Origin of the sequence: Pseudomonas sp. FFUP_PS_473 (assembly GCF_002858665.1) — a bacterium.
In the GTDB taxonomy this organism is placed as follows: domain Bacteria; phylum Pseudomonadota; class Gammaproteobacteria; order Pseudomonadales; family Pseudomonadaceae; genus Aquipseudomonas; species Aquipseudomonas defluvii.
The window spans coordinates 25,153-44,118 of record NZ_PJQQ01000014.1 but is presented as its reverse complement, the minus strand read 5'-3'; the positions used below and the strand labels follow the sequence as shown (position 1 = coordinate 44,118).

The 18,966-nt window shown below is 58.9% G+C and carries 15 protein-coding genes; 8 read left to right on the top strand and 7 right to left on the bottom strand.

What is annotated here, in order from left to right; all coding sequences use genetic code 11:
• Window positions 1–75 precede the first annotated feature (75 nt).
• Entirely contained in the window at window positions 76–1,899 is a 1,824-nt protein-coding gene (gene typA, locus CYD26_RS11705; RefSeq protein ID WP_099773353.1) for a translational GTPase TypA, read from the bottom strand.
• Between the two features lie 127 nt (window positions 1,900–2,026).
• Window positions 2,027–3,481 (bottom strand): tRNA uracil 4-sulfurtransferase ThiI, encoded by a 1,455-nt coding sequence (gene thiI / locus CYD26_RS11700; protein ID WP_102052678.1) that lies wholly within the window; start codon window positions 3,479–3,481, stop codon window positions 2,027–2,029.
• A gap of 330 nt (window positions 3,482–3,811) precedes the next feature.
• Here thiI and glnA point away from each other — a divergent pair, with 330 nt between their 5' ends.
• The 3 genes from glnA (at window position 3,812) to ntrC (ending at window position 8,251) form a co-directional block, all read left to right on the top strand.
• The gene (gene glnA / locus CYD26_RS11690; RefSeq protein ID WP_065761549.1) at window positions 3,812–5,218 is read left to right on the top strand and encodes a glutamate--ammonia ligase; all 1,407 of its coding nucleotides are present in this window, start codon (window positions 3,812–3,814) and stop codon (window positions 5,216–5,218) included.
• Between the two features lie 514 nt (window positions 5,219–5,732).
• Window positions 5,733–6,818 (top strand): nitrogen regulation protein NR(II), encoded by a 1,086-nt coding sequence (glnL, locus tag CYD26_RS11685; protein ID WP_065761548.1) that lies wholly within the window; start codon window positions 5,733–5,735, stop codon window positions 6,816–6,818.
• Window positions 6,815–8,251 carry a nitrogen regulation protein NR(I) gene (gene ntrC, locus CYD26_RS11680; protein WP_099773352.1) on the top strand — a complete coding sequence of 479 codons (1,437 nt, stop codon included), beginning with the start codon at window positions 6,815–6,817 and terminating at the stop codon, window positions 8,249–8,251. Before glnL ends, ntrC begins: the two co-directional genes overlap by 4 nt.
• A gap of 296 nt (window positions 8,252–8,547) precedes the next feature.
• Here the strand turns inward: ntrC and CYD26_RS11675 are convergent, their stop codons facing one another.
• Window positions 8,548–8,985, bottom strand: coding sequence for a hypothetical protein (locus CYD26_RS11675; RefSeq protein ID WP_102052677.1), 438 nt, complete (start codon window positions 8,983–8,985; stop codon window positions 8,548–8,550).
• Between CYD26_RS11675 and trmL the strand changes: the two genes are divergently transcribed.
• A complete protein-coding gene (trmL, locus tag CYD26_RS11670) occupies window positions 8,984–9,439 on the top strand; it encodes a tRNA (uridine(34)/cytosine(34)/5-carboxymethylaminomethyluridine(34)-2'-O)-methyltransferase TrmL (RefSeq protein WP_065761545.1) in 456 nt (151 codons plus the stop codon). The two genes, CYD26_RS11675 and trmL, sit on opposite strands and share 2 nt — an antisense overlap.
• 48 nt (window positions 9,440–9,487) lie before the next feature.
• On the opposite strand, the gene secB is transcribed toward trmL, so the two are convergent.
• The 4 genes from secB to ltrA all read right to left on the bottom strand — a co-directional run bounded on the left by secB (window position 9,488) and on the right by ltrA (window position 12,575).
• Window positions 9,488–9,976: a protein-export chaperone SecB gene (secB, locus tag CYD26_RS11665; protein ID WP_065761544.1), complete on the bottom strand. Its 489-nt coding sequence runs from the start codon at window positions 9,974–9,976 to the stop codon at window positions 9,488–9,490.
• Between the two features lie 39 nt (window positions 9,977–10,015).
• Window positions 10,016–10,270: a glutaredoxin 3 gene (gene grxC, locus CYD26_RS11660; protein WP_065761543.1), complete on the bottom strand. Its 255-nt coding sequence runs from the start codon at window positions 10,268–10,270 to the stop codon at window positions 10,016–10,018.
• Between the two features lie 3 nt (window positions 10,271–10,273).
• The gene (locus CYD26_RS11655; RefSeq protein ID WP_065761542.1) at window positions 10,274–10,687 is read right to left on the bottom strand and encodes a rhodanese-like domain-containing protein; all 414 of its coding nucleotides are present in this window, start codon (window positions 10,685–10,687) and stop codon (window positions 10,274–10,276) included.
• Window positions 10,688–10,847: 160 nt separating this feature from the next.
• Window positions 10,848–12,575 carry a group II intron reverse transcriptase/maturase gene (ltrA, locus tag CYD26_RS11650; protein ID WP_102052676.1) on the bottom strand — a complete coding sequence of 576 codons (1,728 nt, stop codon included), beginning with the start codon at window positions 12,573–12,575 and terminating at the stop codon, window positions 10,848–10,850.
• 1,259 nt (window positions 12,576–13,834) lie between these two features.
• Here ltrA and gpmI point away from each other — a divergent pair.
• The 4 genes from gpmI to CYD26_RS11630 all read left to right on the top strand — a co-directional run bounded on the left by gpmI (window position 13,835) and on the right by CYD26_RS11630 (window position 18,960).
• The gene (gene gpmI / locus CYD26_RS11645) at window positions 13,835–15,370 is read left to right on the top strand and encodes a 2,3-bisphosphoglycerate-independent phosphoglycerate mutase (RefSeq protein WP_102052675.1); all 1,536 of its coding nucleotides are present in this window, start codon (window positions 13,835–13,837) and stop codon (window positions 15,368–15,370) included.
• Between the two features lie 127 nt (window positions 15,371–15,497).
• Window positions 15,498–16,784 carry a murein hydrolase activator EnvC gene (locus CYD26_RS11640; protein ID WP_099773349.1) on the top strand — a complete coding sequence of 429 codons (1,287 nt, stop codon included), beginning with the start codon at window positions 15,498–15,500 and terminating at the stop codon, window positions 16,782–16,784.
• A gap of 87 nt (window positions 16,785–16,871) precedes the next feature.
• Entirely contained in the window at window positions 16,872–18,191 is a 1,320-nt protein-coding gene (locus CYD26_RS11635; RefSeq protein WP_065762004.1) for a S41 family peptidase, read from the top strand.
• A 1-nt stretch (window position 18,192) separates the two neighbouring features.
• On the top strand, window positions 18,193–18,960 hold the full coding sequence (locus tag CYD26_RS11630; RefSeq protein ID WP_256587553.1) for a divergent polysaccharide deacetylase family protein: 768 nt from the start codon (window positions 18,193–18,195) through the stop codon (window positions 18,958–18,960).
• The last annotated feature ends 6 nt before the right edge of the window (window positions 18,961–18,966 follow it).

The window sequence follows — 18,966 nt, the reverse complement described above, 5'->3', positions numbered from 1 at the left end:
GGCCTGGCTGGCGACAAACGCACATAAAAAAACGCCCCCGGCCTTTCGACCGGGGGCGTTTTCATTTAGCCGAGCTTAGTTAGCCTTGGCTTTCTTGGCAGCGCGGGTACGCTCGCCTTCGTCGAGGATCTTCTTGCGCAGACGGATCGACTTCGGCGTAACTTCACACAGCTCGTCGTCCTGGATGAACTCCAGAGCCTGTTCCAGGGTGAAACGAACCGGTGGAACCAGAGCGATGGTTTCGTCTTTACCCGAAGCACGCATGTTGTCGAGCTTCTTGCCCTTGGTAGGGTTGACGCCCAGGTCGTTGTCACGGCTGTTCAGACCAACGATCTGACCGTTGTAGATGTCCTGACCGTGCTCGATGAACAGCTTGCCACGTGCCTGCAGGGTTTCCAGGGAGTAGGTCAGTGCCTTGCCGGTCTCAACCGATACCAGTACACCGTTCTGACGGCCGGACATGTGGCCGGACTTCATGGTGTCGTAGCGATCGAAGATCGAGGTCAGGATGCCTGCACCGTTGGTCAGGGTCAGGAACTGGTTACGGAAACCAATCAGACCACGGGCTGGAATGTTGTACTCCAGACGCACACGACCTTTACCATCCGGCGACATGTTGGTCAGGTCGCCTTTACGCAGACCCATCTCTTCCATGACCTTGCCCTGAGCTTCTTCAGGGATGTCGATGGTGACGTTCTCGAACGGCTCCTGCTTGACGCCGTTGACTTCACGGATGATTACTTCAGGACGGCCTACAGCCATCTCGAAGCCTTCACGACGCATGGTTTCGATCAGAACCGACAGGTGCAGCTCACCACGGCCGGAAACCTTGAACTTGTCAGCCGAGTCGCCTTCTTCAACGCGCAGTGCAACGTTGTACAGCAGCTCTTTGTCCAGACGTTCCTTGATGTTACGGCTGGTGACGAACTTGCCTTCCTTACCGCAGAACGGCGAGTCGTTGACCTGGAAGGTCATCGAAACGGTTGGTTCGTCAACGGTCAGTGGCTTCATCGCTTCGACGTTCAGTGGGTCGCACAGGGTGTCGGAGATGAACAGCTCGTCGAAACCGCTGACGCAAACGATATCGCCCGCCAGTGCTTCTTCAACGTCAACGCGGTGCAGACCGTGGTGACCCATCAGCTTCAGGATACGGCCGTTGCGCTTCTTGCCGTCAACGTCGATGGCTACAACCGGGGTGTTCGGCTTGACGCGACCACGGGCGATACGGCCAACGCCGATAACACCGAGGAAGCTGTTGTAGTCCAGGGCAGAGATCTGCATCTGGAACGGGCCGTCACGGTCAACGGAAGGCGCTGGTACGTTGTCGACGATCGACTGGTACAGCGGGGTCATGTCTTCCGCCATGTCGGTGTGGTCCAGACCGGCAATGCCGTTCAGGGCCGAGGCGTAGACGACTTTGAAGTCCAGCTGTTCATCGGTGGCACCGAGGTTGTCGAACAGGTCGAAGATCTGGTCCAGAACCCAATCAGGACGCGCGCCTGGACGGTCAACCTTGTTGATGACCACGATTGGACGCAGGCCGGCTTCGAAGGCCTTCTTGGTCACAAAACGGGTTTGCGGCATAGGGCCGTCTTGAGCGTCAACCAGCAGCAGCACGGAGTCGACCATCGACATTACGCGCTCAACTTCGCCACCGAAGTCGGCGTGGCCGGGGGTATCCACGATGTTGATGTGGTAGCCGTTCCAGTTGATGGCGGTGTTCTTCGCCAGAATGGTAATGCCGCGCTCTTTTTCCTGGTCGTTGGAGTCCATCACGCGCTCGTCGTTGAGCTCGTTGCGCTCCAGAGTGCCGGACTGACGCAGGAGTTTGTCTACCAGGGTGGTTTTACCATGGTCAACGTGGGCGATGATGGCGATGTTACGGAGATTTTCGATCACTTGTGTATCTCGAGCAGAGGATTCGGGTTGCCGCCAGTTTAGGCGGCGAATATGAATGAAAAACGCTCAACGGGCCCGCCGGTCGGGAGGGCGGTGGCGGATGCTGCCGCCATACAGCCCTGGCGTCTTATGCCGGGCGATAAACACGCACATTGGCATGTCCCTCGCTCAATAAGTGGTGGGCATGCAGGCGGCTCATTACGCCCTTGTCGCAATACAGCAGGTACTGGCGGGTAGCATCCAGTTCCTTGAAACGGCTGTTCAGGGCATAGAACGGCAGCACCTGAACTTCGATACCGTCGAGTACCAGTGGCTGGTCTTCCTGGGCGTCGGGGTGACGGATGTCGATCACCACCTGCCCGGCCAACGCCTGGCTGACTTCTTCAATCTGAATATCCTGGCCCAGCTCATCGATGACATTGTCGATCGAGATCAGGCGGGCACGCTCCAGCGCACGCTCCAGCACCGCCATGTCGAAACTGCGCTCTTCGCTTTCGACGCGGTGACGCTTGGCACAGGTGGTCGGGTTCACCGAAATCACGCCGCAGTATTCTGGCATGTGCTTGGCGAACTCGGCGGTCCCGATCTGGTAGGCCTGATCGATGATGTCCTGCTTGTGGCTGGCCAACAGCGGGCGCAACACCAGTTTCTCGGTCGCCGAATCGATCACTGCCAGGTTCGGCAGGGTCTGACTGGAGACCTGGGAAATCGCCTCACCGGTCACCAGTGCGTCGATTTCCAGGCGATCGGCAATGCGGGTTGCAGCACGCAACATCATACGCTTGAGGGTAACGCCCATATAGCTGTTACCGACCTTGCCGAGAATTTCGCCGACCACTTCTTCGAACGGCACGCTGACAAACAGCACACGCTGGCTGCTGCCGTACTTTTTCCAGAGAAAGTGCGCGACTTCCATTACGCCAAGCTCGTGAGCACGGCCACCGAGGTTGAAGAAACAGAAATGGGTCATCAGGCCGCGACGCATCATCTGATAGGCCGCCACGGTAGAGTCGAAACCACCCGACATCAGCACCAGGGTCTGTTCCAGCGCGCCCAGCGGGTAGCCGCCGATGCCCGGGTGCTGGCTGTGCACCACGAACAGGCGCTCATCACGCAGCTCAAGACGCACCACCACTTCAGGGTTGCGCAGATCGATCCCGGCGGCGCCGCACTGCTGGCGCAGTTGGCTGCCAACATAACGATCGACATCCATGGAGGTGAAGCTGTGCTTGCCGGCACGCTTGCAGCGAACCGAAAAATGCTTGCCGGCCAGCTGCGCACCATAATGAAGCTTGCACTTGGCGACGATATCGTCGAAATCGACCAGCGGGTATTCGTCGACCTGAAGGAAATGCGCAATGCCCGGCGTGCAGGACAGACGCTCGATCATCTCGCGCTGCACTTTTTCATCGTCCAGGCGAGTGATGATCTCGAGATTATCCCAGACACCCTTGACCACGAGCTCTGGATCGAGGTCCTTGAGCACGACACGAATGTTGCGGCAGAGCTGGCGAATGAAGCGCTTGCGCACCGGGCCGCTCTTGATGGTGATCTCTGGGAAAATCTTGACGATTAGTTTCATGAAAAACTGCGTGCAATGTGCCAAGCGAAAAAGGGGGGCGCGGATTATAGCGGAAATTGCTCAAGGTTTGACCAACTATTGTACGGACGGCATCTAACGCACCAAAACAGGTCATATTGATTAAAAATCGCATCATAAGAGTGCGAAAAAAATCCGCTTTTTCAGTATTTACGGCGCAAACGCCTATGTTTGGGGCAAAAAACCCAAGTCGGGGCACTGGCATGCAATTTGCTCCCTTGTGAGGCAGGTTGCCTTGGCGGACTATTCGCGCCCGGCATCACCCAAATTCAAGGGCTGCACAGGCAAGCTCTACCCCACCCGGAGGACACTATGTCGAAGTCGGTTCAACTCATCAAAGATCATGACGTTAAATGGATTGATCTGCGCTTCACTGACACCAAAGGCACTCAGCACCACGTGACCATGCCAGCCCGTGATGCGCTGGATGAAGACTTCTTTGAAGCCGGCAAGATGTTCGACGGCTCCTCCATCGCTGGATGGAAAGGCATCGAAGCGTCCGACATGATCCTGATGCCGGTCGACGATACTGCCGTGCTCGATCCGTTCACCGAAGAGCCAACGCTGATCATCGTTTGCGACATCATCGAACCTTCGACCATGCAAGGCTACGACCGCGACCCACGCGCCATCGCCAAGCGTGCCGAGGAGTACCTGAAGTCCACCGCTATCGGTGACACCGTACTGGTCGGCCCGGAGCCAGAGTTCTTCATCTTCGACGAAGTGAAATTCAAGTCCGACATCTCGGGCTCGATGTTCAAGATCTTCTCCGAACAAGGTTCGTGGATGTCCGACCAGGACGTCGAAGGCGGCAACAAAGGTCACCGCCCAGGCGTCAAAGGCGGTTACTTCCCAGTTCCTCCGTTCGACCATGACCACGAAATCCGTACTGCCATGTGTAATGCCATGGAAGAAATGGGCCTGGTCATCGAAGTTCACCACCACGAAGTGGCAACTGCCGGCCAGAACGAAATCGGTGTGCGTTTCAACACCCTGGTGAAGAAAGCCGACGAAGTTCAGACCCTGAAGTACTGCGTACACAACGTTGCCGACGCTTACGGCCGTACCGCTACCTTCATGCCGAAGCCACTGTACGGTGACAACGGTTCGGGCATGCACGTTCACATGTCCATCTCCAAAGAAGGCAAGAACACCTTCTCCGGCGAAGGCTATGCCGGCCTGTCCGACACCGCCCTGTACTTCATCGGCGGTATCATCAAGCACGGTAAGGCACTGAACGGCTTCACCAACCCTTCGACCAACTCCTACAAGCGTCTGGTCCCAGGCTTCGAAGCCCCTGTAATGCTGGCCTACTCGGCGCGCAACCGCTCCGCCTCGATCCGTATTCCATACGTTTCCAGCCCGAAAGCTCGTCGTATCGAAGCGCGCTTCCCGGACCCGGCTGCCAACCCATACCTGTGCTTCGCAGCGCTGCTGATGGCAGGTCTGGACGGTATCCAGAACAAGATCCACCCAGGCGATGCCGCCGACAAGAACCTGTACGACCTGCCGCCTGAAGAGGCCAAGGAAATCCCACAGGTTTGTGGCAGCCTGAAAGAAGCCCTGGAAGAGCTGGACAAGGGCCGTGCGTTCCTGACCAAAGGCGGCGTTTTCAGCGACGACTTCATCGACGCCTACATCGCCCTGAAAAGCGAAGAAGAAATCAAGGTTCGCACCTTCGTACACCCACTGGAATACGAGCTGTACTACAGCTGCTAATCCCGTGACGCTCGCGCAAGCGGCGTAAGAAAGGCCTCCCTCGGGAGGCCTTTCTTGTTTCTGACGTGTCACCTACGCAAAGCCCAGACGCCTGGCACTGAGCCCTGCGGGAAGTTGGCTTGCCAACGATGCAGGCACCACGTACTCGCCGACACACCCGTCGACGCCAGCGCAGGCAAGCCTGCATCCCACAGAAAACGCGGTTTGAAGCGCCCTCGGAAGCCTCTTTCCGGGCAACGCCTTTAATGCAGAACCGACCCCGGCTCAATGCTCTATATTGGTGCAATGAGCCGCCTGCATCCGCTGTTAACAGCCCATTTTGGTTCAAGAAAATCGCAAGCCTAGGGCTTTGTAGTCCTTTTTTGGGCATATACAGGTCTTTTTCAGGCGAATCCGCTTCTTTTCGGAGCCTTGGTTTGTTTTTTGCATTTTCTTCGTATCAGCGGATTACCAGTGCGCGCGACCCTGGCTTCAGCCACGGTTGTCATGTACCAAAAGAGGTCAACGACGCCCCATGACCATCAGCGATGCTCTGCACCGACTGCTACTGGACAACCTGACCACTGCCACCATTCTGCTCAATGCCGAACTGCGTCTTGAGTACATGAATCCGGCGGCGGAGATGCTGCTCGCCATCAGTGGTCAGCGCAGCCATGGCCAGTTCATCAGCGAGCTGTTCACGGAATCGACCGAAGCGCTGAACTCCTTGCGCCAGGCCGTGGAACACGCTCACCCGTTCACTAAACGCGAAGCCCTGCTCACCTCCTTGGCCGGCCAGACCCTGACCGTCGACTACGCGGTAACGCCCATCCTGAGCAACGGAAAGACCCTGCTGTTGCTTGAAGTCCATCCGCGGGACCGCTTGCTGCGGATCACCAAGGAAGAGGCTCAGCTGTCCAAACAAGAGACCACCAAGATGCTGGTCCGTGGCCTGGCCCACGAGATCAAGAACCCGCTTGGCGGTATTCGCGGCGCGGCACAGTTGTTGGCTCGCGAGTTACCTGAAGAAAGCCTGAAGGACTACACCAACGTCATCATTGAAGAGGCAGATCGCCTGCGCAACCTGGTTGATCGCATGCTGGGCTCGAACAAGCTGCCGTCACTGGCCATGACCAACATCCATGAAGTACTGGAGCGGGTCTGTAGCCTGGTCGAAGCAGAAAGCCAAGGCTGCATCACCTTGGTGCGGGACTATGACCCTAGCCTGCCGGACGTCCTGATCGATCGCGAGCAGATGATCCAGGCCGTGCTCAACATCGTTCGCAACGCCATGCAGGCCATAAGCGCCCAGAACGAACTGCGCCTGGGCCGTATCAGCCTGCGTACCCGAGCCATGCGCCAGTTCACCATTGGCCATACACGCCATCGCCTGGTGGCCAAGGTCGAAATCATCGACAACGGCCCAGGCATTCCCGCCGAACTGCAGGAAACCATCTTTTATCCAATGGTCAGCGGCCGTCCAGACGGAACCGGGCTGGGCCTGGCCATTACCCAGAACATCATCAGCCAGCACCAAGGGCTGATCGAGTGTGACAGCCACCCTGGTCACACCAACTTTTCGATCTTCCTGCCGCTGGAACAAGGAGCCATGTCCTCATGAGCCGTAGTGAAACTGTCTGGATCGTCGATGACGATCGCTCCATCCGCTGGGTTCTGGAAAAAGCCTTGCAGCAGGAAGGCATGACCACCCAGAGCTTCGACAGCGCTGATGGCGTCATGGGTCGTTTGTCCCGGCAGCAGCCGGATGTGATCATCTCTGATATCCGCATGCCTGGGGCCAGCGGCCTGGACCTGCTCGCGCAGATTCGCGAGCAGTACCCTCGCCTGCCGGTCATCATCATGACCGCCCACTCGGACCTCGACAGCGCCGTTGCGTCTTATCAGGGCGGGGCCTTCGAGTACTTGCCTAAGCCTTTCGACGTTGACGAAGCCGTCTCACTGGTCAAACGTGCCAACCAGCATGCCCAGGAGCAACAGGGCATGGATGTGGCACCCAGCCTGACCCGCACCCCGGAAATCATCGGCGAAGCACCGGCGATGCAGGAGGTGTTCCGTGCCATTGGTCGCCTGAGCCACTCCAACATTACCGTGCTGATCAACGGCGAGTCGGGTACCGGCAAAGAGCTGGTCGCCCACGCCCTGCATCGCCACAGCCCAAGGGCAGCATCGCCGTTTATTGCATTGAACATGGCGGCAATCCCCAAGGACCTGATGGAGTCAGAGCTGTTCGGCCACGAAAAAGGTGCCTTTACCGGCGCGGCCAACCTGCGGCGCGGGCGCTTTGAGCAGGCGGACGGCGGCACCCTGTTCCTCGATGAAATTGGCGACATGCCGGCCGACACCCAGACGCGCCTGCTGCGCGTGCTGGCTGACGGCGAGTTTTATCGGGTCGGCGGCCACGTGCCGGTCAAAGTCGATGTACGAATCATTGCTGCGACCCATCAGAACCTGGAAACGCTGGTTCAGGCTGGCAAGTTCAGGGAAGACCTGTTCCACCGCCTGAACGTGATCCGCATTCACATCCCGCGCTTGTCGGATCGTCGCGAAGACATCCCGACCCTGGCCCGGCACTTCCTCAGCCGTGCCGCGCAGGAACTGGCCGTCGAGCCCAAGCTGCTCAAGCCTGAAACCGAAGAGTTCATTCGCAACCTGCCATGGCCGGGCAATGTTCGCCAGCTGGAGAACACCTGCCGTTGGATCACCGTCATGGCCTCCGGTCGGGAAGTGCACATTGGCGACCTGCCGCCCGAACTGCTGAACCTGCCGCAGGACGCCGCGCCCGTCACCAACTGGGAGCAGGCCTTGCGGCAGTGGGCAGACCTGGCCCTGGCGCGTGGGCAGTCGAACCTGCTCGACAGTGCCGTGCCTAGTTTTGAGCGGATCATGATCGAAACCGCCCTCAAACACACCGCAGGGCGCCGCCGGGATGCTGCCGTGCTGCTGGGATGGGGGCGCAACACCCTGACCCGGAAGATCAAGGAGCTGGGAATGAACGTAGCGGGCGGCGAAGAGGACGAGGCTGACGACGCCTGACGCCCCATTACTGCAGGAGCACGCCTTGGCGCCCGTTTCACATGACGCGGCGCCGGCTCCTGCAGCCCCCCGATGTAGAAGCTGCCCTCTCCTGCTGAACGCGCCACCCTGCACCAAACCCGCTCGCGATGCACCGCGACAAGGCAAAAATCCCCGCCCTAGAGCCTTCTTCTTCCGGTAAAACGGCTGTAATCAGCCATTTTCAGCCCTGCAACAAAACTGGCACACACAGTGCATAACATAGGTATCACCCGTTTTGGGGACCTTGGTACAGGCAGGCCGGGGAATCCCCTCTTTTATTCGCGCAACAATACCTGCAAGCGCCAACGCCCGTCCTGCTCTGCACCGGCCCAATCGCCGTGCAGAGGACGGGCCGCTACCAGGTTCACCAGCAAGCCCTTATCGGTCTTCTGCACCCGCCAGCTCACGGGCTTGCCCTCAAGTTGCAACTGACCACGCTGAGGCCGCCCATCAGCCTCGAACAGCAGCGCAACAGCACCCTCGACTTCTTCGCCATGCAGCTTGGGTTCTTCGTTGAACCACAGGTTCAGCCCTCCTTCGATGACCTCGACCTGCTCCAACTGCCGCGGCTCGGGCGCCGTCAAGCGACCGATCATCAGCCCGACCAACATGCCGAAGATTGCCAGCGAGAACATCACTCGCGGCCAGAGTTGCGAACGTGGGTCCGGTTCAGGAGTAGAATGCCCTTCGTCTTTTTGCCCGGAGCCGTGCATGTTTCACGTCATCCTATTTCAACCAGAGATTCCGCCGAATACCGGCAACATTATCAGGCTGTGCGCCAACAGCGGCTGCCACCTGCACCTGATCGAGCCTATCGGCTTTGAGTTGGACGACAAGCGCTTGCGCCGAGCGGGCCTCGACTATCACGAGTACGCCACACTCAAGCGTCATGCCGACCTGCCAAGCTGCCTGGAAAGCCTGGGACAGCCGCGCCTGTTCGCGTTCACCACCAAGGCCTCGCGGCCCTTCCATGATGCCAGCTTCCAGCCCGGCGATGCGTTTTTGTTCGGTCCGGAAAGCCGCGGCCTGCCAGCCGAAGTGCTCGACGCGCTGAGCAGCGAGCAACGCCTGCGCCTGCCGATGCGCGAAGGCTGCCGTAGCCTGAACCTGTCCAACACCGTCGCGGTGGCCGTCTACGAGGCCTGGCGCCAGCAAGGCTTTGCCTGAACCAAGAAAAAAGCGCCCCGTGGGGCGCTTTCAGGTGACAGCAGTCGCTTATTGCAGCGACGGCGCCTCACCGGCTTCCTGCATACGCGCCATTTCCTGGGCGTACAGGGCATCGAAGTTCACTGGCGACAGCATCAGTGCCGGGAACGAGCCACGGGTCACCAGGCTGTCCAGCGCTTCACGCGCATAAGGGAACAGGATGTTCGGGCAGAATGCGCCCAAGGTGTGGCTCATCGAAGCGGCATCGAGGTTCTTGATCAGGAAGATACCGGCCTGCTGCACTTCAGCGATGAAGGCTACTTCTTCACCGTTCTTGACCGTGACCGACAGGGTCAGCACGACCTCGTGGAAATCGCCTTCCAGACCTTTTTGCTTGGTGTTCAGGTCCAGTGCGACGCTCGGCTCCCATTGCTGACGGAAGATCGCCGGGCTTTTCGGCGCTTCGAACGACAGGTCGCGCACATAGATGCGCTGCATGGAAAACTGCGGTGCGTTCTCATCCAGCGCTTCTGCGCCGTTGTTCTGTTGATCAGTCATGACAGATCCTTCTTTCCAGGGTCTTGTAGGGGTTCTGAATCAAGCCTTGAGCAAAGCGTCCAGCTTGCCCGCTCGCTCAAGGGCATACAGGTCGTCGCAGCCACCCACATGGGTAGCGCCGATCCAGATTTGCGGCACCGATGTACGCCCGGCCTTCTGGCTCATTTCAGCGCGCAGCTGCGGCTTGCCATCAACCTTGATCTCGTCGAAGGCTACACCTTTGCTCTGGAGCAGGTGCTTGGCGCGCGAGCAGTAAGGGCAGTAATCGCTGGAGTAGACGATGACATCAGGCATGGATCACTTCACCAATGGCAGGTTATCGGCGCGCCAGCTGGACACACCGCCAGACAGCTTGGCAGCGGTAAAGCCGGCCTTGAGCAGCTCACGGCAGGTAGTACCGGAATGCTGGCCCATGTTGTCGACCACGATCAAGGTCTTGGCCTTGTGTTTTTCCAGCTCGCCAATGCGTGCAGCCAGCTTGTCCTGAGGAATGTTCAGGGCGCCGACGATATGACCGGCAGCGAAGTCCTTGCTGGTGCGAATGTCGATGACCAGGCCCTTCTCGCTGTTGACCAGAGCGGTCAGTTCGCCGCTGCTGAGGCTGCGACCGCCGCGACGGGCCTCGGTGAGAATCAGCAGTACCAGCAGCACCGCGAACAGTGCGACGAGCAAATAGTGGTTAGTGGCGAATTCAATCAGGTGAGCAACCATCAGAGGGTTCCGGGCCATTAAAGTCGGGTAGGAGCAGACCATTCCTGGTCCACCCCCCCCTAAGAACCGTGCGTGCGGCTTTCACCGCACACGGCTCAAGCCTACAAAAGCCAGCCATCCTGACCGGCAACACACGAAATTGCGCGAGACTTTACCACTATCAGTCTCGATGAGGCAGTACTACGTTTTTCTGGCTGTGGACCAGAGCATGGCAGTTGGGATGAAGCAGCACGCGGTTTTCCAGAGTGTCCGGACCGCCATCCACACGTCGGATGACGTGATGGTCGTGCCAACCTGTATCACGGCTGATCGCGTGTCCGCAAAGGACGCATTTGCCCTGTTGTCTTTTGAAAAGCCATAGGATCTGTCCCCGATAACGCAGCTTGTGCTGCATCCGTTGAACTCGTAGAGCCTCCCATTTCAACTCGTGTTCCGCGTCGTACGGGTGGTAGTCACCCGGCAGACGTTTGTGGCGCACGATTGCGGTGTCGGCGAGCGCATATAGCCGACGGTACTTCATCTCTGCCTTGCTGTTTTTATAGGGGTGCGCGAACACCCACTTCCGTCCGTCTATGGAAAAGAAGTATTTCTTCCTGATCCATGCTGCGGACTTTCGTGAATGTCTGCGCTTAGCCCACCTCCAAAGTCGCCAATGGATCAAATGATCCAGCTTATTGAAGGCTTGTTTTGCCACTGCTGGAGAGTGGTATTGCGCCCACCCTCGCAGAACCGGGTTTAGTTGGCCGATTAATGCTTCCTGCGTCATTGCCCCGCTGTTCAAGATGATCTCACTGACTTTCCGATAAAACGCCGAAGCGTTTTTCTTCGAGGGTTTAATCAACAGTGTCGGCTTCCTGTACGGCGATTTCGGCACATACTTTCTGAAATTCCACCCTAGGAAGTCGAAGCCCTTATTGATGTGCGTGATCTGCGTTTTCTCTTGAGAAAGCTCAACCCCTCGTACTGACAGGAATTGTTCTACCCAAGGTCTGACTTCGTTTTCAAGCAGCTCTTTTGAAGCTGCCGTAATCACAAAGTCATCCGCATATCGCACCACCTGAATCTTCGACTCTCTGGCCTTTTTGATTCCCAGTTTTTGCGCCATATGGCTTTTCAACTGAGTTTCCAGACCATTTAAAGTGGCATTAGCCAAGCAAGGCGAGATGATTCCACCCTGCGGCGTCCCGGCCTCCGTAGCCGCGAATTGTCCCCGGTCGATAACCCCGGCGCTCAACCATAGGCGCAGAATCGTTTTGTCCATGGGGACATTCCGGCTCAGCCACTCATGATTGATATTGTCGAAAAACCCTTTGATATCCCCTTCAAGAATCCATTGCGGACTCACTTCCCGTGACAGCAAGGCATGAAGTTCGGTCATCGCATCAGCGGTCGAACGGTCAGGCCTGAAGCCATAACTTTTCGGGTCGCTGGTGCTTTCAATGACAGGTTCTAGCGCAAGAAGGTAAAGAGCTTGCATGGCCCGATCCAACATCGTCGGGATGCCCAATGGGCGCTTCTCCTGCTTGCCAGGTTTCGGTATCCACACCCGCCGAAGCGGCTGGGGACGATAACCTCGTTTATTCGACAGACGCATCACCGCATGGAGCTTGGCTTGGGGCGATCCCCAAGTTTCCCCATCTACGCCCGGAGTCTTGCGACCCCGATTTTCCGTGACTCGCCGCACGGCCAAACCGCGACCGTGAAACGAGTGGGTCAGCATCCGTTGGAGGCGTTTAACCCTCCGCCAGTTACCGCTCCCTGTTGCCTGCGCAATCTTCAACTGCGTTTTCCGAACGGAGGTCAGAATCTTGGCCCAGTCGAGACTGTGCCAAGTCGTTTCCCCGTCGAAGGACGCAGACGTTGCCATTACTGCTGGCTGCGTTTTCATACTGTCCTCCTGATGGTGACTAGACCTTCAGGACGGATCTTCCCCGAAGGGTAGAAGCCACCCTTCGGGTCATCGTTACGTTGGAATCAACGGTTTTCGTTGCGCTTGTAGACCAGATGCACGTCAGCCAAGGTTTCCCTTGCCGGTAATGTTTCAACCGGTATGTCACCCATTACAGGAAACCATTCGCTTTTTGCATCCTCCCATTCCCCACACCCATCAGCGCCCCTTGCGGGATGCCTGCCCGTGCCGATGTTGCTGGCCGTCGGCGGGTGGTCGGGATTGCCACGTTCCCCGGATCGCATCAATTCCCCGTTTAGGCTTCGTCTTTCCCCCGGCAGTTGTCTGGTATCGCGTCGCATAACACTACTGCGACGACCAACTGCTTTGCCGTTTTGGCTGGGGCCAATAATTGCCGTAGGCCCGTCACTGGTTACGAGGGTTCAATCGACGATTCACATGCGTTAGCCATGCGGGTTTGGTCACTAGCCCCCATACATCCGTGCAATTCGGATGCATCACACAATTCGTCACCGAGTCATGTTTCTCTTGCGAGAGGGGACATTGTAAATCGGGCTTCACACCCCCGGGTTAGCCCCAGACGCATGCCGATTTAGTGAACTGACGGATACACGTCAGGCTCGATAAACCTGTGGAAACAGGAATTGAGCAATGCGGACCGGAGCTTGCGCTCCGTGCTTGGACAAGACACCTCCGACGTCTCTCGACGGTGGCGAGGGCCAAAATAGCCAAGTCGCCCTGGAGATGAATTGCACCCTCTGGAGGGCATAATTCCCTCAGGGGCTCTTGAAATATTTAGTAACAATCTCGATGGCCGAAATTGCTATTTTGCCTGGCATTCCAGATCATATTCTAAGCCATAAGGGCCGAATTTGAGACGTATTTACCCTGACATGCAGGGATTACGCATCCCCGTTGGCGGGTCATCTAGAGCCTGAACAAAGCCAGGTACTCGTGCTTAATCTGACTTCAAACCTTTGATATCAAAGGGTATTGGTGTCAAGGGAAGCTTCCCTACCAAGCACGACACGAACATACGTGTCGCACAATGTTGGCCAGTATACACAGCCGCCAAGGTCGGCCAAAGCCCGCCCGACGACCCCGCCTGCAGTAATTCCGCTTAATGTGTTGCAGCTTGTCGGCTTATTCCGTTAACCACACAAAGGGAATTCGTCATCCGGGACCAAGATGCCCTAAAATGCGTTTCTTTTTCATCTGAACAAGCGCGAGTGGGATTCATGACGAGCACGCCAAAACCCCTGGTCCTGATCATCCTGGATGGTTTCGGTCACAGCGAAAGCCACGAGTACAACGCCATCTACTCGGCCAACACCCCGGTTTATGATCGCCTGCGTGCTACACAGCCGCATGGCCTGATCTCCGGCTCCGGCATGGACGTGGGCCTGCCGGACGGCCAGATGGGCAACTCCGAGGTTGGCCACATGAACCTGGGTGCAGGGCGCGTGGTGTACCAGGACTTCACCCGTGTCACCAAGGCCATCAAGGACGGCGAGTTCTTCCAGAACCCCGTGCTGTGTGGTGCCGTGGACAAGGCGGTCGGTGCTGGCAAGGCCGTACATATCCTTGGCCTGCTCTCCGATGGTGGCGTACATAGCCACCAGGACCACCTGATCGCCATGGCAGAACTGGCCGTTCAGCGCGGCGCAGAGAAAATCTACCTGCACGCCTTCCTCGATGGCCGCGACACGCCACCAAAGAGTGCGCAATCGTCCATCGAACTGCTCGACGCCACCTTCGCCCGCCTGGGCAAGGGCCGTATTGCCAGCCTGATCGGTCGCTACTACGCGATGGACCGTGACAACCGCTGGGACCGCGTCGCTGCGGCCTACAACCTGATCGTCGACAGTGTCGCCGAGTTCAGCGCCGACAGCGCCCAGGCTGGCCTGGAAGCAGCCTATGCCCGCGACGAGAGCGATGAGTTCGTCAAAGCCACGCGTATTGGTGATGCCGTCAAGGTTGAAGACGGCGATGCTGTGATCTTCATGAACTTCCGTGCCGACCGTGCCCGCGAGCTGTCGCGGGTCTTCGTCGAGACCGAGTTCAATGAATTCCCTCGCGCACGCCTGCCGAAGCTGGCGGCCTACATCGGCCTGACCCAGTACTCGGCAAAGATCCCGGCTCCGGCCGCCTTCGCCCCAGGAAGCCTGGACAATGTGCTCGGGGAATACCTGGCCAAGCAGGGCAAGACCCAACTGCGTATCGCCGAAACCGAGAAATATGCCCACGTCACCTTCTTCTTCTCCGGTGGCCGTGAAGAACCGTTCCCCGGTGAAGAGCGCATCCTGATCCCGTCACCCAAGGTCGCCACCTACGACTTGCAGCCGGAAATGAGCGCCCCCGAGGTGACCGACAAAATCGTCGAAGCCATCGAGCAGCAGCGTTATGACGTGATCGTGGTCAATTACGCCAATGGCGACATGGTTGGCCATAGCGGTGTGTTCGAGGCTGCGGTCAAGGCCGTGGAGTGCCTGGATACCTGCGTCGGCCGGCTGGTCGAAGCACTGGAGAAGGTCGGCGGCGAAGCGCTGATCACTGCCGACCATGGCAACGTCGAGCAGATGGAAGACGAATGCACGGGGCAGGCGCACACCGCGCACACCACCGAACCGGTCCCGTTCATCTACGTCGGTAAACGCCCGTTCACCGTTCGTGACGGCGGCGTACTGGCAGATGTCGCCCCCACCATGCTGAAACTGATGGGCCTGGAACAACCCCGGGAAATGACCGGGACCTCGATCCTGATCGACGCCTGACCTGCGTAAACCCGCCATAACGGTCGGTTTTCCGGACAAACGCCTCAAGGCAGTTGCCTTGAGGCGTTTTTTTTGCGGCGCGTGCCGGGCATACTAGGCCGGTCTCCCTCTTGGTATCGCCCTTCAGATGCTTCGCGCCCTGATCCTTCTAGCCCTGACCTGCCTGTTCAGCCCGGCATTCGCCGATGAACGCGCACAAACCCAGCAGCAACTGGACGCTACGCGTCAGGATATTGCCGAGCTGAAAAAGCTCCTTGGCCAGTTGCAGCAGGAAAAATCCGGCGTGCAGAAAGACCTGCGCTCGACCGAAACCGACATCGGCAAGCTGGAAAAACAGGTGGAGGCATTGCAGAAGGAACTAAAAAAGACCGAGGGCGAGCTGGAGCGCCTGAACAGTGAGAAAAAAAAACTCCAGAGCGCCCGCATTGAACAGCAACGCCTGATCGCGATCCAGGCGCGTTCTGCTTACCAGAATGGCCGTGAGGAATACCTCAAACTGCTACTCAACCAGCAGAACCCGGAAAAATTCGCCCGCACCCTGACCTACTATGACTACTTGAGTCAGGCGCGCTTGAACCAGTTGCGCAGCTTCAATGAAACCCTGCGCCAGCTTGCCAATGTGGAAAACGACATTGCCCTGCAGCAGGCCCAGTTACTGGCCCAGCAAGGCAGCCTCGACAGTCAGCGCCAGGAGCTGGAAAAGGTCCGTGAGGAACGCCAGCAGGTACTGGCCAAGCTCGACACCGACGTAAAAGCCCGTGACCAGAAGCTACAGGCGCGCGAGCAAGAGCAGGCTGACCTGAGCCGCGTCCTCAAGACCATCGAGGAAACCCTGGCCCGTCAGGCGCGCGAGGCCGAAGAAGCACGCCAGCGTGCATTGCTTGCCCAACAGGAAGCCGAGAAACAGCGCCAGCGCGAAGCCCTTGCGGCCCGTGAAAACGATGCGCCGAAGAAGCCTCAGACAACCCCTGGCCCCCTGGTCTCCAGTGATGGAGCCGCATTTGGCGGGGCATTTCCCGCAGCTCGTGGCAAACTGCCATGGCCGGTCAATGGCCGCTTGCTGGCACGCTTTGGTGAAACCCGTGGCGATGACTCGCGGGCCAAGTGGGACGGCGTGATGATCAGCGCCTCTGCGGGCAGCCAGGTGCATGCCGTACACGGGGGCCGCGTGGTCTTCGCCGACTGGTTGCGCGGTGCCGGACTTCTGGTCATCCTCGACCATGGCAACGGTTACTTGAGCCTTTATGGCCATAACCAGACCCTGCTCAAGGATGCCGGCGACATCGTCAAAGCCGGTGAGGCCATCTCCACCGTCGGCAACAGCGGTGGCCAAAATACTTCGGCGTTGTATTTCGCCATTCGCCAGCAGGGTCGCCCGAGCGATCCGGCGCAATGGTGCAGGTCCCAGGGATAGGCATTACCTTATTGTTCACGGCCTGACCGCTATCTGTCATGCCGATGCCCCGAACGGGGCGAAACCCGGATCAGGAGTTCGTTCGACATGCTGCACTCGCCCCGCCTCACCTCGCTGGCCCTGGCTGCTGCCCTGGTCATCGGCGCGCCTCTGGCCAACGCCGCCGAACCGGCACAGCCAGCAGCGATGCCGGCCACGACCGTCAGCGCCAAGGCGCCACTGCCACTCGATGAGCTACGCACCTTCGCCGAGGTGATGGACCGCATCAAGGCAGCCTATGTCGAACCCGTCGATGACAAGACCCTGCTGGAGAATGCCATCAAGGGCATGCTCAGCAACCTCGACCCGCACTCGGCCTACCTGGGCCCGGAAGACTTCCAGGAACTGCAGGAAAGCACCAGCGGCGAGTTCGGTGGCCTGGGTATCGAAGTCGGCAGCGAGGATGGCTTCATCAAGGTGGTGTCGCCCATCGACGATACCCCGGCGTCCCGTGCAGGCATCGAGGCCGGCGACCTGATCGTCAAGATCAACGGCCAGCCGACCCGTGGCCAGACCATGACCGAAGCCGTCGATAAAATGCGTGGCAAGGTCGGCGAGAAAATCACCCTGACCCTGGTCCGCGATGGTGGCACACCGTTCGACGTGACACTGGCCCGCGCCATCATCCAGGTCAAGAGCGTCAAGAGCCAGATGCTCGAAGACGGCTATGGCTACATTCGTATCACCCAGTTCCAGGTCAAGACCGGCGAGGAAGTCGGCAAGGCGCTGGCCAAGCTGCGCAAGGACAACGGCAAGAAACTGCGTGGCCTGGTCCTGGACTTGCGCAACAACCCCGGCGGCGTACTGCAGTCGGCGGTCGAGGTGGCCGACCACTTCCTGACCAAGGGCTTGATCGTCTACACCAAGGGCCGTATCGCCAACTCCGAACTGCGCTTCTCGGCTGACTCGGCCGACGCCAGTGAAGGCGTGCCGCTGGTGGTGCTGATCAACGGTGGCAGTGCTTCGGCATCCGAAATTGTGGCCGGCGCACTCCAGGATCAGAAACGGGGTGTACTGATGGGCACCGACAGCTTCGGTAAAGGCTCCGTGCAAACGGTACTGCCGCTGAACAATGACCGCGCACTGAAGATCACTACCGCGCTGTACTACACCCCCAACGGACGTTCGATCCAGGCCCAGGGCATTGTTCCCGACATCGAGGTGCGCCGCGCCAAGATCACCAGCGAGCAGGACAGCGAGAACTTCAAGGAAGCCGACCTGCAAGGTCACCTGGGCAATGGCAATGGCGGCGCAGACCGTCCATCGGGCAAAGGCTCCGCACGCAAGGCACGGCCGCAGGATGACGACTTCCAGCTCAGCCAGGCCCTCAGCCTGCTCAAGGGCTTGAGCATCACGCGCGACAAGTAAGGTGTTCTTGCGCTGCCTCGCGCTCGTACTGTTGTGCGGGCTGGCCGGTGCCGCCTCTGCGGCGCCGGCCTACCTGAGCCTGATCATCGATGACCTGGGACAAAACCCGGCACGGGACAGCCGTGTTCTCGCCCTGCCCGGCCCGGTGACACTCGCCGTGATGCCCGACACGCCACACGCCAGCGAGCTTGCTCGCCAGGCTCACCTGGCGGGCAAAACGGTCATTCTGCACATGCCCATGGACCCGGCAACAGGGCCCTATGCCTGGCATCCAGGCATGCCACAGGCTGAACTGATGCGCCGCCTGGACGCCGCCCTGGTCAAGGTGCCCTTCGCGGCGGGCCTGAACAACCACATGGGCAGCCGGATGACCGCAGAGCCCGAGGCCATGGGTTGGCTGATGGATGAACTGCACCAACGCGATCTGTTCTTTGTCGACAGCCGCACCAGCGCCAGGACGGTGGCCGCAGCCAAGGCCCAGGAAAAGGGCCTGGCCAGCGTCTCACGTGATGTGTTTCTGGACGATGTCCGCACCACTGCCGCCATCGCGGCGCAGTTGCAACAGGGCATCGACCTGGCGCACAAACAGGGCTCGGCGGTACTGATTGGCCACCCTTACCCGCAAACACTTGACGTGCTGGAGCGCGAGCTGCCGAAACTGAAAGCCCAAGGCATCACCTGGATTGAAATACACCAGATGATTGCCGAACGCAGCAACCAGGCCATGCCCGGCCATGGCAAACATGGCCGGTACCTGCCCGCCCGCTGAACGCTC